This is a genomic window from Pantoea sp. Ep11b, assembly GCF_040783975.1.
Classification (GTDB): domain Bacteria; phylum Pseudomonadota; class Gammaproteobacteria; order Enterobacterales; family Enterobacteriaceae; genus Pantoea.
Genome location: NZ_CP160631.1, coordinates 967,421 through 981,581 on the forward strand (window position 1 = coordinate 967,421; position 14,161 = coordinate 981,581).

At 58.7% G+C, this 14,161-nt stretch carries 13 protein-coding genes; 8 read left to right on the plus strand and 5 right to left on the minus strand.

The window, feature by feature from the left end:
- Positions 1 to 79 precede the first annotated feature (79 nt).
- Positions 80 to 730 (minus strand): YtjB family periplasmic protein, encoded by a 651-nt coding sequence (locus AB1748_RS04490; protein ID WP_111138477.1) that lies wholly within the window; start codon positions 728 to 730, stop codon positions 80 to 82.
- 107 nt (positions 731 to 837) lie between these two features.
- Between AB1748_RS04490 and serB the strand changes: the two genes are divergently transcribed.
- The 3 genes from serB (at position 838) to nadR (ending at position 4,528) form a co-directional block, all read left to right on the plus strand.
- Entirely contained in the window at positions 838 to 1,815 is a 978-nt protein-coding gene (gene serB, locus AB1748_RS04495) for a phosphoserine phosphatase (protein WP_367396057.1), read from the plus strand.
- A 13-nt stretch (positions 1,816 to 1,828) separates the two neighbouring features.
- Positions 1,829 to 3,211: a DNA repair protein RadA gene (radA, locus tag AB1748_RS04500; protein ID WP_128085969.1), complete on the plus strand. Its 1,383-nt coding sequence runs from the start codon at positions 1,829 to 1,831 to the stop codon at positions 3,209 to 3,211.
- 75 nt (positions 3,212 to 3,286) lie between these two features.
- Positions 3,287 to 4,528, plus strand: a complete 1,242-nt coding sequence (gene nadR, locus AB1748_RS04505) for a multifunctional transcriptional regulator/nicotinamide-nucleotide adenylyltransferase/ribosylnicotinamide kinase NadR (protein WP_293774668.1) — start codon at positions 3,287 to 3,289, stop codon at positions 4,526 to 4,528.
- Between the two features lie 45 nt (positions 4,529 to 4,573).
- Here the strand turns inward: nadR and AB1748_RS04510 are convergent, their stop codons facing one another.
- Complete coding sequence (locus AB1748_RS04510) at positions 4,574 to 5,575, minus strand: zinc-binding alcohol dehydrogenase family protein (RefSeq protein ID WP_367396058.1); 1,002 nt, start codon at positions 5,573 to 5,575, stop codon at positions 4,574 to 4,576.
- 189 nt (positions 5,576 to 5,764) lie between these two features.
- Here AB1748_RS04510 and AB1748_RS04515 point away from each other — a divergent pair, with 189 nt between their 5' ends.
- Together AB1748_RS04515 and AB1748_RS04520 are read left to right on the plus strand one after the other, a co-directional pair.
- Positions 5,765 to 6,661: a LysR family transcriptional regulator gene (locus tag AB1748_RS04515; RefSeq protein WP_367396059.1), complete on the plus strand. Its 897-nt coding sequence runs from the start codon at positions 5,765 to 5,767 to the stop codon at positions 6,659 to 6,661.
- Positions 6,662 to 6,773: 112 nt separating this feature from the next.
- Positions 6,774 to 7,151: a type II restriction endonuclease gene (locus AB1748_RS04520; RefSeq protein WP_111138471.1), complete on the plus strand. Its 378-nt coding sequence runs from the start codon at positions 6,774 to 6,776 to the stop codon at positions 7,149 to 7,151.
- Positions 7,152 to 7,201: 50 nt separating this feature from the next.
- Here AB1748_RS04520 and ettA read toward each other — a convergent pair whose 3' ends face one another.
- Together ettA and deoR are read right to left on the minus strand one after the other, a co-directional pair.
- Positions 7,202 to 8,869 (minus strand): energy-dependent translational throttle protein EttA, encoded by a 1,668-nt coding sequence (gene ettA / locus AB1748_RS04525; protein WP_111141504.1) that lies wholly within the window; start codon positions 8,867 to 8,869, stop codon positions 7,202 to 7,204.
- A 167-nt stretch (positions 8,870 to 9,036) separates the two neighbouring features.
- The gene (gene deoR / locus AB1748_RS04530; protein WP_367396317.1) at positions 9,037 to 9,801 is read right to left on the minus strand and encodes a DNA-binding transcriptional repressor DeoR; all 765 of its coding nucleotides are present in this window, start codon (positions 9,799 to 9,801) and stop codon (positions 9,037 to 9,039) included.
- A gap of 391 nt (positions 9,802 to 10,192) precedes the next feature.
- Between deoR and rbsK the strand changes: the two genes are divergently transcribed.
- From rbsK to AB1748_RS04545, 3 genes are read left to right on the plus strand one after another with little or no spacing between them, the layout of a single operon-like run.
- Positions 10,193 to 11,110: a ribokinase gene (gene rbsK / locus AB1748_RS04535; RefSeq protein ID WP_111141506.1), complete on the plus strand. Its 918-nt coding sequence runs from the start codon at positions 10,193 to 10,195 to the stop codon at positions 11,108 to 11,110.
- 9 nt (positions 11,111 to 11,119) lie between these two features.
- Complete coding sequence (gene fucP, locus AB1748_RS04540) at positions 11,120 to 12,445, plus strand: L-fucose:H+ symporter permease (RefSeq protein ID WP_111141508.1); 1,326 nt, start codon at positions 11,120 to 11,122, stop codon at positions 12,443 to 12,445.
- The gene (locus AB1748_RS04545) at positions 12,442 to 13,455 is read left to right on the plus strand and encodes an aldose 1-epimerase family protein (RefSeq protein ID WP_111141510.1); all 1,014 of its coding nucleotides are present in this window, start codon (positions 12,442 to 12,444) and stop codon (positions 13,453 to 13,455) included. The genes fucP and AB1748_RS04545 overlap by 4 nt, the downstream gene beginning before the upstream one ends.
- Positions 13,456 to 13,462: 7 nt before the next feature.
- Here AB1748_RS04545 and urtE read toward each other — a convergent pair whose 3' ends face one another.
- Positions 13,463 to 14,161, minus strand: a complete 699-nt coding sequence (gene urtE / locus AB1748_RS04550; protein WP_111141512.1) for an urea ABC transporter ATP-binding subunit UrtE — start codon at positions 14,159 to 14,161, stop codon at positions 13,463 to 13,465.

Below are 14,161 nucleotides of genomic sequence, written 5' to 3' on the forward strand. Positions count from 1 at the left end.
GCACACCGCGATCGCCTGCCGATCAAAAAAGGCCCGCAGCGCGGGCCTTTTTGTTTAATGCATTCGCGGCGCCAGCGCGCTACGCTTTCTTCTCTTCATCGTCATCACGATCCTCTTGCACCGGCGTACTGGCGGTCAGCAGAAACGGCGACTGCTGCCAGCGGGTGCGGCGATGACGCAGCAGGGTGCGGGAGAGGATAATGCCGATGGCCAGCGCCAGCAGCATCATCAGGCGCAGAATATTGGTGGTGTTATCGACCTGATGCGAATCGGTGACCAGCACATGGGTGTCGAGCGTTACGCGCAGAAAGCCCAGCGGACCATCGTTCCCGGCCAGCGGCTGCACAATCTGATGGTTGAAATAGCTGCCCGCACGCTGCCCGTCGAGCGCCAGCCGGTCGCGGACATTGATATTCTCACCGCTGTGGGCCACCAGGCTGCCGTCGCCGTCGTAGACCGACGCATCCAGAATACGGCTGTTCGCCGTCATCTGGTTCAGGATCGCTTCGATCTGATTACGGTTATTCTCGCTGTTATCCATCAACGGCTTAAGGCTGAACGCCACCTGACTGGTGAGGGTATGCGCCAGCTCCTCGACCTGTTCAGACCGCGCCATCTGATGACCCAGACTGAACCAGGATGCGCCCTGCATCAGGACGACCAGCAGCGCCATCGAGATGAGCACGATCACGGTTCGATGCAAGCGAAATTTCAGTGCGGTTTTAGCCATTAATCATCCGGGTCATATCACAACAGAAAGCCTGGAGATTATGTTGCCAGAAGCGGCGCAGACAAGGTAGCCTCTTGCGTGGTTTTGTTGTCCCTACAGGAGCTGTGATGCCAAATCGTTTAACCTGGTGCGATCTTCCCGCCGATGTCTCTCTCTGGCCGGGTTTGCCCCTTTCTCTTAGCGGTGATGAAGTGATGCCGCTGGATTATCGCGCTGGCCGCACCGGCTGGCTGCTGTATGGCCGCGGGCTGGATAAACAGCGCCTGACCGATTATCAGCATCAGCTGGGTGCCGCGATGGTGATCGTCAGCGCCTGGAACGTCGATGAGTATCAGGTGATTCGCCTGGCAGGATCGCTGACGCCCTTTGCCAGCAAGCTGGCGCACGACGCCGGGCTGGACGTGGCGCCGCTGGGTAAAATTCCGTGGCTGAAAGCGCCAGGGCTGCTGGTAATGGATATGGACTCTACCGCGATTCAGATCGAATGCATCGACGAGATCGCAAAACTGGCGGGCTGCGGCGAGCAGGTGGCGGACGTGACGGAGCGCGCGATGCGTGGTGAACTCGACTTCGCCGCCAGCCTGCGCGAGCGCGTGGCGGCCCTGCAGGGTGCAGACGCCAATATCCTGAAGCAGGTGCGTGATGCCCTGCCGCTGATGCCAGGCCTGACGACGCTGACGCAGAAACTGCAGGCGCTGGGCTGGCAGGTCGCTATCGCGTCCGGCGGCTTTACCTACTATGCCGAATACCTGCGCGACAGGCTGCACCTGTCAGCGGTGGCGGCCAATGAGCTTGAAATTCGCGACGGCAAGCTGACCGGCAAGGTGCTGGGCCCGATTGTCGACGCACAATACAAAGCCGATACCCTGAAAAAGCTGGCGCAGCGTTTTAACATCGCGCCGGAGCAGACGGTGGCGATCGGCGATGGTGCCAATGACCTGCTGATGATCAAAGCCGCAGCACTGGGCATTGCGTTCCATGCTAAACCTAAGGTGAATGAGCAGACTGCAGTCACCATTCGCCATGCCGATCTTATGGGGGTGTTCTGCATCCTGACCGGCAGCCTGATCCACGAAGAGCGTTAACTGAGGTATTGATTTGGCCAAAGCGGCAAAACGCGCATTTGTCTGTAACGAATGTGGCGCAGATTACCCACGCTGGCAGGGGCAATGCAGCGCCTGTCACGCCTGGAACACCATCACCGAGGTGCGCATCGCCGCCTCGCCTGCGGCTGCGCGTAACGAGCGCCTGAGCGGTTACGCCGGCAGTGCCGGCACCAGCCGGGTGCAGAAACTCTCTGAAATCAGTCTGGAGGCGCTGCCGCGTTTCTCCTCCACCTTCAAAGAGTTTGACCGGGTGCTGGGCGGCGGCGTCGTGCCGGGCAGCGCGATCCTGATCGGCGGCAACCCCGGCGCCGGGAAATCGACGCTGCTGCTGCAGGTGATGTGCCGGCTGTCAGAGGGGATGAAAACCCTCTACGTGACCGGTGAAGAGTCGCTGCAACAGGTCGCGATGCGCGCCCATCGTCTGGGATTGCCCACCGAAAATGTGAATATGCTGTCGGAAACCAGCATTGAGCAGATCTGCCTGATCGCCGAGCAGGAGCAGCCGCAACTGATGGTGATCGACTCGATCCAGGTGATGCACATGGCGGAGATCCAGTCGTCACCCGGCAGCGTCGCCCAGGTGCGCGAAACCGCCGCCTATCTGACGCGCTTTGCCAAAACGCGCGGCGTCGCGATCATTATGGTCGGCCACGTTACCAAAGATGGTTCGCTGGCGGGGCCGAAAGTGCTGGAGCACTGCATCGACTGTTCGGTGCTGCTGGATGGCGATGCTGACTCCCGCTTCCGCACGCTGCGCAGCCATAAAAACCGCTTCGGCGCGGTCAACGAACTGGGCGTGTTTGCCATGACCGAACAGGGCATGCGTGAAGTCAGTAACCCGTCAGCGATCTTTCTGTCGCGCGGCGAAGAGGTGACGTCCGGCAGCTCCGTGATGGTGCTGTGGGAGGGAACGCGGCCGCTGCTGGTGGAGATTCAGGCGCTGGTCGATCACTCAATGATGGGCAATCCGCGCCGTGTGGCGGTGGGGCTGGAGCAGAACCGTCTGGCGATTCTGCTGGCGGTGCTGCATCGTCACGGTGGACTGCAGATGGCGGACCAGGATGTGTTCGTCAACGTCGTCGGCGGCGTGAAGGTCACCGAAACCGGTGCGGACCTGGCGCTGATGCTGTCGATGGTATCGAGTCTGCGTGACCGTCCGCTGCCGCAGGATCTGGTGATTTTCGGCGAAGTCGGCCTGGCCGGTGAAATCCGTCCGGTGCCCAGCGGCCAGGAACGCATCTCCGAAGCGGCGAAGCACGGCTTCAGACGCGCGATTGTGCCCGCCGGCAACGCACCGAAAAAACCGATTGCCGGGATGCAGGTGTTCAGCGTGAAGAAGCTGGCCGATGCGCTGGCCATTCTGGACGAACTGTAACGCGCCTGCGGCCTGTCAGCCGGAGTGCAGGGCAGGCCGGACGCACCTTAACCGCATTGATGCAGGAGGCACGACATGTCGTCGTTTGAATATCTGAAAACGGCCATCCGCCAGCAGGGTCACACGCTGCAACAGGTCGCTGATGCCAGCGGCATGACGAAAGGCTATCTGAGCCAGTTGCTCAATGCCAAAATTAAAAGCCCCAGCGCGCAGAAGCTGGAGGCGCTGCACCGCTTTCTGGGCCTGGAGTTTCCGCGCCGGGACAAACGGATAGGGGTGATATTCGGTAAGTTCTATCCCCTGCATACCGGCCATATCTATTTGATCCAGCGCGCCTGCAGCCAGGTGGATGAGCTGCATATCATCATGGGCTACGACGAGCCGCGCGACCGGGAGCTGTTTGAGAACAGCGCGATGTCTCAGCAGCCGACGGTCAGCGATCGTCTGCGCTGGCTGCTGCAGACCTTTAAGTATCAGAAAAATATCCGCATTCACGCCTTCAATGAAGAGGGGATCGAGCCTTATCCGCACGGCTGGGATGTCTGGAGCAGAGGCGTTAGTGCTTTCCTCAGCGAACAGGGAATTACGGCGGACTGTATCTACACCAGCGAAGCGCCCGATGCCGAGATGTATCAGCAGCATCTGGGGATTCAGACCGTGCTGGTCGATCCCAGCCGATCCTTTATGAGCATCAGCGGTGCGCAGATCCGTCAGGATCCGTTCCGCTTCTGGGACTACATTCCCACCGAAGTGAAACCGTTCTTTGTCCGCACCGTGGCGATCCTCGGCGGAGAATCCAGCGGCAAATCGACGCTGGTCAATAAACTCGCCAACATCTTCAACACCACCAGCGCCTGGGAGTATGGCCGGGACTACGTCTTCTCCCATCTGGGCGGCGATGAGATGGCGCTGCAATATTCCGATTACGACAAAATCGCGCTGGGGCAGGCGCAGTACATCGATTTCGCCGTTAAATATGCCAACAAGGTGGCATTCATCGACACCGATTTCGTGACCACGCAGGCGTTCTGTCTGAAGTATGAGGGGCGTGAACATCCCTTTGTGCAGGCGCTGATCGACGAATATCGCTTTGATCTGGTGATCCTGCTGGAAAATAACGTGCCCTGGGTGGCCGATGGATTGCGCAGTCTGGGCAGTTCGGTGGATCGTCGGGAGTTTCAGTCGATGCTGGTGACGATGCTGCGGGAAAATAACATCGATTTTCTGCACGTTCAGGAAGATGATTATGACACCCGCTTCCTGCGCTGCATTGAGCTGGTGAAGGCGATGCTGGGCGAGAAAAACGCCCAGCCATAACGCCTGTGGCGATCCGGTCTGCCGTCCGGCAGCCGGATCGACGCATCAGTAGACCATCACCACTTTACCGCGCATGTGGCCTTCCAGCACCCGCTGATGGGCGGCTTTCAGCGTCTCCACGCTCAGGCCGTGCAGCGTCTCGCTCAGCGTCGTCTGCAGTTTCCCCTCATCCAGCAGCGCCGACACCGCATCCAGAATCTCACCCTGGCGCGCCATGTCCGGCGTATTGAACATGCTGCGGGTATACATCAGCTCGAAGTGCAGCGCGGCGCTCTTCAGTTTCAGCTGATCCATCGACAGCGGATGCTCGTTTTCGACAATGGTGCAGATGTGGCCCTGCGGGGCGATCAGTCTGGCCATAGTGTCCCAGTGACCGTCGGTGTCATTCAGGCAGAAGATGTAATCAACCTGCTTAATCCCCTGTTTCTCCAGCTCGCCGACCATATCTTTGTAGTTGATCACCCGATCGGCACCGCGATCGCGACACCACTGCGCGGAATCTTCCCGTGAGGCGGTGGCGATGATCTGCACCTTGCTGCGCAGCTTCGCCAGCGGGATCGCCAGCGATCCCACCCCGCCCGCGCCGCCGACGATCAGCAGCGTCTGATCGGCCGTAGCGTTCTCCAGGTTCAGTCGCTCAAACAGCCCTTCCCAGGCGGTCAGGGCGGTCAGCGGGATCGCCGCCGACTGCGCCCAGTCCAGGCTCTCCGGCTTGTGGCCGGTAATACGTGAATCCACCAGCTGCTCGGTGCTGTTACTGCCGGGCCGGGTCAGATCGCCTGCGTAAAAAACTTCGTCGCCGGGTTTAAAGTTGCTGACTTTGCTGCCGACTTCCAGCACCACGCCGCTGGCGTCCCAGCCGAGAATGCGCGGCTGCTCAAGGCCATTCTTCATCGCCCCTTTGTGGACTTTGGTGTCGACCGGGTTGACCGACGCCGCTTTCACTTCGACACGCAGGTCATACTCACCGGGCGTCAGGGATTCAGGGAAAATCTCAGTGAAGGTTGCAGGATTTTCCGGATTAACTGCGATAGCGCGAATAGACATAGCATTTTCCTGTTTAATCAGGCTCTCAGCCTGGAGCGTATCTCTGCCATTCCGGCCGTGATGCGTGGGCTGTGCCACGCTTTACGGAGCGGGATGGCGAATCATTCAGAACCGGCTTTAAGTGTAGAACCTGAATTTAGCGGTGATAAGATGGACAATCTTTCATAGAGTGTTCGTCTGAGGTGAACAATGGCGTTTCGGCAGTGGCAGGATATGGCGCTTTTCGCGCTGGTGGCGGAGTGCGGCAGCTTTACCGGTGCGGCAGAACGGGCCGGTCTGCCGAAATCGAGCGTCAGCCAGCGCATCAGCCAGCTGGAGCAGCGGCTGGGGATCCGGCTGCTGAACCGTACCACCCGCCAGCTCAATCTGACCTTTGCCGGTGAACGCTATCTGCTGCACTGCCAGGAGATGATGCAGGCCAGTGAACGCGCCGATCAGGCAATTGCCAGCCTGCGTGATAACCCCAGCGGACGCCTGCGCATCACCAGCCCGGCGGGGATCGGCGCTACGCTGCTGGCGCGCTGCAACGCGGCATTTTTACGCCTTTACCCTGATGTGACGCTGGATGTGTCGATATCGGATGAGATGCGCGACCTGGTGCAGGAGGGGTTTGATGTGGCGCTCCGCACCGGTCAGCCGCAGGAGTCATCGCTGATTGGCCGCCGGATAGGCAACTGCCCGCGACGGCTGGTCGCCTCTCAGCACTATCTCGACCAGCATCCGCCGCTGGTCCACCCCCAGCAGCTGTCGGCCCATCGCTGCATTGCGCACCGCGCCTGGAATGAATGGGTGCTGCAGCGCGACGAAGACTTCTACCGCTGGCTGCTGCCGCCAGGCCACCTCACGGACAATCTGCTCTACGCGCGCGAATCGGCGCTGGGCGATGCGGGCATCACGCTGCTGCCGCAATTTCTGATCGACGGGCCGATGGCCGATCCCCGGCTGGTGCCGGTGTTGCCGGAATGGGAGGTCGAAGGCAATGAGCTGTGGCTGGTCTATCCGGGCCGCAAACTGCAGTCACCCGCGCTGGCACGCTTTATTGAGTTTGCGCTGCAGTCACCGGTATTCAGGGCGTTTTATCGCTGAGCATGAAATAAAGATTCCTGGCGTTTCCTCTAACTTTGATACCGGCAGCAGAAAATGATATTGCATTAATTATGATGGTCTTTCCTGTTCTTCTCAAAGGATGAGAAATGTTATGAAAGCTCAAAATTTAAAAAGTGCATGTATTAAAACTTTATCAAAAAGTGAAATTTACGATCAAAAAGAGTTTAACGGTGTAACAGCCCTTAAAACTATTCTGGGTCATGAAAATAAAGAGTTTGAAGCAGACTTTGTACTCAGAGGCAGTGATGTCAGCTGTAGTGCATCAGTTACCTGGTATGATGCCAGAGAGTCACACGAGAGCCGATCTGAATTCCGGCTTTATTATGAAGGCAATCCGGTGATGGAACTGGCAGAGCCCGGTGATAATATCGTTATTGGTTTTGATAGAAAAAAGACCTTAACCTGCATTCTGTTTAAAACACATGATGATGAGCATCAGGGACATATTGAGCAGTGGACGCCGCTGTAACAAAATAAAAAAGGGAAGCATCCGCTTCCCTTTTAATATTCATCCGACGCTTACTTCGTCATACGCTTGTACTTGATGCGCTTCGGCTCCAGCGCGTCTGCGCCGAGGGTACGCTTCTTGTACTCTTCATATTCGGTAAAGTTACCTTCGAAGAATTCGATTTTACCCTCATCCTGATAATCCAGAATGTGAGTCGCGATACGGTCCAGGAACCAGCGGTCATGCGAGATGACCATGGCACAGCCCGGGAACTCCAGCAGGGCGTTTTCCAGCGCGCGCAGGGTTTCGATGTCCAGGTCGTTGGTTGGCTCATCGAGCAGCAGCATGTTGCCGCCTACCTGCAGCAGTTTCGCCAGGTGCAGACGACCGCGTTCACCGCCCGACAGTTCACCGACGCGTTTACCCTGATCGACGCCTTTGAAGTTAAAGCGGCCGACATAGGCGCGGCTTGGCATCTCGGTGTTACCGATACGCATAATGTCCTGACCGCCGGAAACCTCTTCCCATACGGTTTTGGAATTGTCCATGCTGTCGCGGAACTGATCGACGGAGGCCAGCTTCACGGTTTCACCCAGCACGATGCTGCCGGAATCGGGCTGCTCCTGACCGGACATCATACGGAACAGCGTCGATTTACCCGCGCCGTTCGGACCGATTATCCCGACAATCGCGCCTTTTGGCACAGAGAACGAGAGATCATCAATCAGCACACGATCGCCGTATGATTTACGCAGGTTGCTGACTTCCAGCACTTTGTCACCCAGACGGGCACCTGGCGGAATGAACAGTTCGTTGGTTTCGTTACGCTTCTGGTAGTCGGTGTTATTCAGCTCTTCAAAGCGTGCCAGACGGGCTTTGCCTTTAGACTGCTGGCCTTTTGGTCCTTTACGAACCCACTCCAGCTCTTTCTCGATCGACTTGCGGCGAGCGGCTTCGGTAGAGGCTTCCTGTGCCAGACGTGCATCTTTCTGCTCCAGCCAGGAGGAGTAGTTGCCTTCCCACGGAATGCCTTCGCCGCGGTCCAGCTCCAGAATCCAGCCCGCCACGTTATCCAGGAAGTAACGGTCGTGCGTAATCGCCACGACGGTGCCTTCGAAGTCATGCAGGAAGCGCTCCAGCCAGGCGACAGATTCGGCGTCCAGGTGGTTGGTCGGTTCGTCCAGCAGCAGCATGTCTGGTTTTTCCAGCAGCAGGCGGCAGAGGGCGACGCGGCGACGTTCACCACCGGAGAGGTTCGCGATTTTCGCATCCCAGTCTGGCAGGCGCAGCGCATCGGCCGCACGTTCCAGCTGCGTATTCAGGTTGTGACCGTCGTGCGCCTGGATAATCTCTTCCAGACGACCCTGTTCAGCGGCCAGCTTGTCGAAGTCTGCATCCTCTTCGGCGTACAGGGCATAGACTTCGTCGAGGCGCTTCAGCGCGCCAACCACTTCGGACATCGCCTCTTCCACCGACTCACGCACGGTGTGTTCAAGATTCAGCTGCGGCTCCTGCGGCAGGTAGCCAATCTTGATGCCGGGCTGTGGACGCGCTTCCCCTTCGATATCTTTATCGATGCCGGCCATGATGCGCAGCAGGGTAGATTTACCCGCACCGTTCAGACCGAGGACGCCGATTTTTGCGCCAGGGAAGAAGCTGAGCGAGATGTTTTTCAGGATATGACGCTTCGGCGGAACCACTTTGCCGACGCGATGCATGCTATAGACGAATTGAGCCACGTTGGTTTGAGCCTCTGGGTCTTGGTCGTTGGAATGATGTCGAAGTTTAGCCTTTTTCACCGTCTAATCCCAGCCGGGGGGCGGCGAATATTACCCAGGCCGGGGAATCGCGGACGGTGCAGAGCGTCACCGTCTGATTTCAGTGCCGCCAGGCGGACAGGCAGGGATCAGGGCAGGCGCAGCGGTATCGCCTGCTGGGCCAGCCAGTGTTGCAACGCCTGATCGGGCGCGCTGTCGCTGACCAGCAGATCAAAGCGCTGCAGTTCGGCGATACGGGCGGGCAGCACCTTGCCATATTTGCTGCTGTCGGCCACCAGCACCGACTTGCGGGCGCGCAGCATGGCGTGATGTTTCATCATCAGCTCATTGGTGTTGTAGCAGGTCGCACCCTGATCTTTATCGATGCCAGCGGCAGAGATAAAGGCCAGCGTCGGACAGAGATCATCCAGGATGGTGTGCACGCCAATCGGCGTAAACAGGGCATTGTCAGCGTGAAATTCACCGCCGCTCAGGATCACGTTGCAGGCCGGTTTCTCCTTCAGCGTCAGAAAGGTGTTCATGGCGCAGCAGATGGCGGTAAACGCGAGGGTATCGGGGATCGCATCCACGATGTAGGGGAGGGTGGTGCCGCAGTCAAAAAAGACCGTATCGTTCTCCGCGATCAGGCTGGCTGCGGCCTGAGCCAGCCGCTGTTTTCGGGCGGCATTCTGCCCATGCTGATCGCTGACAAAATAGTGGCTGGCGTGACTTTTCGGATCGCTGACGATGTAGCCGCCCAGCAGAACGATGCTGGAAGCGGGCTCGGTTAAGTCGCGCCGCACCGTCATCTCTGAGACGCCCAGAAGCTGAGCCGCATCTTTCAGATGCAGTTTATCGGTGCGTTTCAGCGCCTGCGTCAGCTTGTGAATGCGTTCGTCGCGCCGGGTTTCCATGGTCATCTCTCTGTTACCTATCCTGCAGTGCGGAACAAGGACGCCGTAACCGGCGTTATATCGCGACAAACCTCACAGATTTGAATGAGTTGCGTCTCATCCGCCAGGCTGGCAATCAATCTTACCCGCAATCCTTAAGGGCCGCAAACCTGCGCTGCGCGGTCAGCGCCGTGTCACATCCCTGGCGCAGGCGGGCGGGGAGAGGCGCGTCTCCCGCGTAGCCGGTGATGTTATCTTGTTATAATAATAACATTAACCTTTCCTTTCAGCGCCGCATTTTCCCGCCGGCTGCCGCTTCAGGATGTGGTTTTTGTCACATATTTAACCTTTAAGAAAGGTTATTGTTAATTTATTAACATTCAGGTTTGCAACACATCCGGGAGAAACCGTTATGACAATCGCGGTGATCGGCTCAAATATGGTCGATCTGATTACGTATACCAACAGTCTGCCAAAAGCGGGCGAAACCCTCGAAGCTCCCGATTTTGCCATCGGCTGCGGCGGCAAAGGTGCCAACCAGGCGGTCGCGGCGGCAAAAATGGGCGGCCGCGTGATGATGGTCAGCAAGGTCGGCGACGATCTCTTCGCGCCCAACACCGTGGCCAATCTGCAACAGCAGGGTGTCGACACGCGCTATGTGACGACCGCCACAGGCACCTCCAGCGGCGTGGCCCCTATCTTTGTCGATGACCAGTCGCAGAACCGCATTCTGATTATCAAGGGCGCCAACCAGCAGCTGAAACCGGCGGATATCGACGACGCGGCAGAGGCTCTGAAAGCCTGTGCGCTGATCATTCTGCAGCTGGAGATCCCACTGGAAACGGTCTACTACGCCATTGATTTTGCCCGCCGGCATCAGATCCGGGTGATCCTCAATCCGGCGCCGGCCGTCGCCACGCTGGACATCGACTATGCCTGCAAATGTGATTTCTTTATGCCCAATGAAACCGAGCTGGAGATCCTGACCGGCCTGCCGGTCAGCAGCGATGAAGAGGTGATGCTTGCCGGGCAGTCGCTGCTGAAGCGCGGCCTCAAAAATCTGATCATCACTCTGGGCAGCCGGGGATCGATCTGGATGAGCGGCGATCGGGTTCATCGTGTGGCCGCTACGCCGGTTCAGGCGGTGGACACCAGCGGCGCAGGCGATGCCTTTATCGGCTGCTTTGCATATCTGCTGACCGAAACCGGTGATGTGGCCGCCGCCATGGCGCAGGCGTCTGCTTATGCCGCCTGCAGCGTTACCGGGCGTGGCACCCAGCGTGCTTACCCCACCGCCGAGTGTTTTCAGCGTTTTCTTAACCTTAACTGAGGTTCTGCTATGCAACAGAAAATAGTGCAGCAATCTGATGGCTATCTGAATAAAACGCCGCTGTTCCAGTTCATTCTGCTGTCATGCCTCTTTCCGCTATGGGGCTGTGCGGCGAGTCTCAACGATATTCTGATCACCCAGTTTAAAAGCGTCTTTGCCCTCAGCGACTTCGCCAGTGCGCTGGTGCAGAGCGCCTTTTATGGCGGCTATTTTCTGATTGCGATCCCGGCTTCGCTGGTGATCCGCAGAACCAGCTACAAAATGGCGATCATGATCGGCCTGGCGCTCTACATCGCAGGCTGCATCGTCTTTTACCCGGCGTCACACATGGCGACCTACACCATGTTCCTGGCGGCAATTTTTGCTATCGCCATTGGCCTGAGTTTCCTGGAAACCGCGGCCAATACCTACAGTTCGATGATTGGCCACCGTGATCACGCCACGCTGCGCCTCAACGTCAGCCAGACCTTCTATCCGATTGGTGCACTGATGGGGATTGTGCTGGGCAAATATCTGGTGTTTCAGGAAGGAGGCAGCCTGGAGAGCCAGATGGCGGGCATGACGGCGGAGCAGGTGCATGCTTTCCGGCTGACCATGCTGGAACATACGCTGGAGCCCTACAAATATCTGGTGATGGTGCTGGTGGTCGTGATGTTGCTGTTTATGTTCACCCGCTATCCGCACTGCAAGCCGGAAAGCCATGCGAAATCGCGCCCGTCACTGGGTGAGACCTTTCGCTATCTGGCCACTAACCGCCACTTTAAACGCGGGATCGTGACCCAGTTCCTCTATGTTGGCATGCAGGTGGCGGTCTGGTCGTTTACGATTCGTCTGGCGCTGACGCTGGGCGCAGCCAACGAGCGTCACGCCTCTGACTTTATGATCTACAGCTTCATCGGCTTCTTTATCGGTAAGTTCGTAGCGAATTTCCTGATGGCCCGTTTCCGTGCCGAAAAGGTGCTGATCGCCTATTCCGTGCTGGGCGTGCTGACGCTGGCCTATGTGATGCTGGTGCCGGACTTCACCGCCGTCTACGCCGCCGTTTTTGTCAGCGTGCTGTTTGGTCCCTGCTGGGCCACCATCTACGCAGGCACCCTGGCGACGGTAGACAACAAATATACCGAGGTGGCGGGCGCGTTTATCGTAATGGCGATTGTGGGCGCCGCCTTCGTTCCGGCGCTGCAGGGGCTGGTCTCTGACACACTGGGATCGATGCAGCTGGCGTTTGGCGTCTCGCTGCTCTGCTTCGCCTGGGTCGGCTTCTATTTCTATGGCGAGCTGCGTCATAAAAAGCAGCCGGTTGCGAGCGGGCGTCTGGTGGAGGAGTTGCCATGAAAACCCGTTTGCCCCTGGCGCGTGACCAGTTTCACCCCACGCCGTCGACGCTGCTGGAGAGCGAGGCGTTCCGGGTTGAACTGTTTCGCTACCCGTCAGGCATTGAGGCGGTACGCCTTCATAACCGTCGCGGCAGCGTAACCGTGCTGCCGTTTCTTGGGCAGATGATCTGGGAAGTGCAGTTCGACGGACATAACCTGACGATGGGCCACAGTTTCAGGCAGCCGCTGCCAGCCCGTTCGATCATTGATACCTATGGCTGTTTTGCGTTTCATTCGGGGCTGCTGGCTAACGGCTGTCCTGCGCCAGAGGACGATCATCCGCTGCATGGCGAGATGGCCTGCGCCCGTATGGACAGCGCCTGGCTGGTGCTGGAGGATCAGACGCTGTCGCTGGAAGGGGAGTATGACTATGTAAAAGGCTTTGGTCATCACTATCTGGCTGCACCGGCCGTGCGTCTTCAGGCCGATCGCCCGCGGCTGACGATCGACATGACTGTTACCAATCTGGCCGGTGCGCCGATGCCGCTGCAGTACATGTGTCACATCAACAGCGCGTGGATCGATCAGGGGCGCTTCCGGCAGTCGATCCCCGATCGGGCCTTTCAGCTGCGGCAGTCGATCCCTGCGCATCTGCGGCCGACGCCCGCCTGGCGCGACTATACGGATCGGCTGGCGCGCGATCCGCTGGCTCTGCAGCAGCTTGATCAGCCGCAGCTCTGCGACCCGGAGATCGTCTTTTTCGCGGACGATCTGCCGCAGTATGGCGATGAGGTGCAGTTTGAGCTGCATGCGCCGCAGGGCTACGCGCTGATGACGCGCTTCTCCACCGCGCAGTTCCCGCACGCCACCCGCTGGCTGCTGCATAATCCCGACCAGCAGGTAGCGGCCTATATCCTGCCCGCCACCTGCCGGCCGGAAGGCTTTCTGGCGGCACAGCAGGCAGGTACGCTGATCACCCTGAAACCGGGCGAACAGCGCCACTTCTCCGTCGAAACGGGCCTGCTCTGATCGCCGGTTAAATCGCCACGAGGCCGCGCACACCCTCTGCTTCCATGGTGTCGCCGCGGCCACGCTGCACGATCTCCCCGCGCGACATCACCAGATAGCTGTCCGCCAGCTCGGCGGCGAAATCGTAAAACTGCTCGACCAGCAGGATCGCCATATCCCCGCGCTGCGCCAGCTGGCGGATCACTGCGCCGATCTCTTTGATCACGGAGGGCTGGATCCCCTCTGTGGGTTCATCCAGGATCAGTAGCTGAGGGCGACAGGCCAGCGCCCGGCCGATCGCCAGTTGCTGCTGCTGACCGCCCGAAAGATCGCCGCCGCGACGTGACTTCATCGCCAGCAGCACCGGAAAGAGCTGATAGATCTCCTCCGGCACCTCGCGCGCCTGCGCCGCCGGAAAACGGGAGAGCCCCATCAGCAGATTCTCCTCCACCGTCAGACGCGGAAAAATTTCGCGGCCCTGTGGCACATAGGCGATGCCCGCCTGCACGCGCTGATGAGGTTTACGGCCAGTGATCCGCTGCTGCTGCCAGTGGATATCCCCTGACTTCGCCGGGATCAGCCCCATCAGGCACCTGAGCAGCGTGGTTTTCCCCACGCCGTTGCGTCCCAGCAGGCAGGTGATCTCACCAATCTTCACCTCAAACGACAGGCCGCGCAGAATATGACTGCCGCCATAATATTGATTCAGTTCAGTAACCTGTAACAT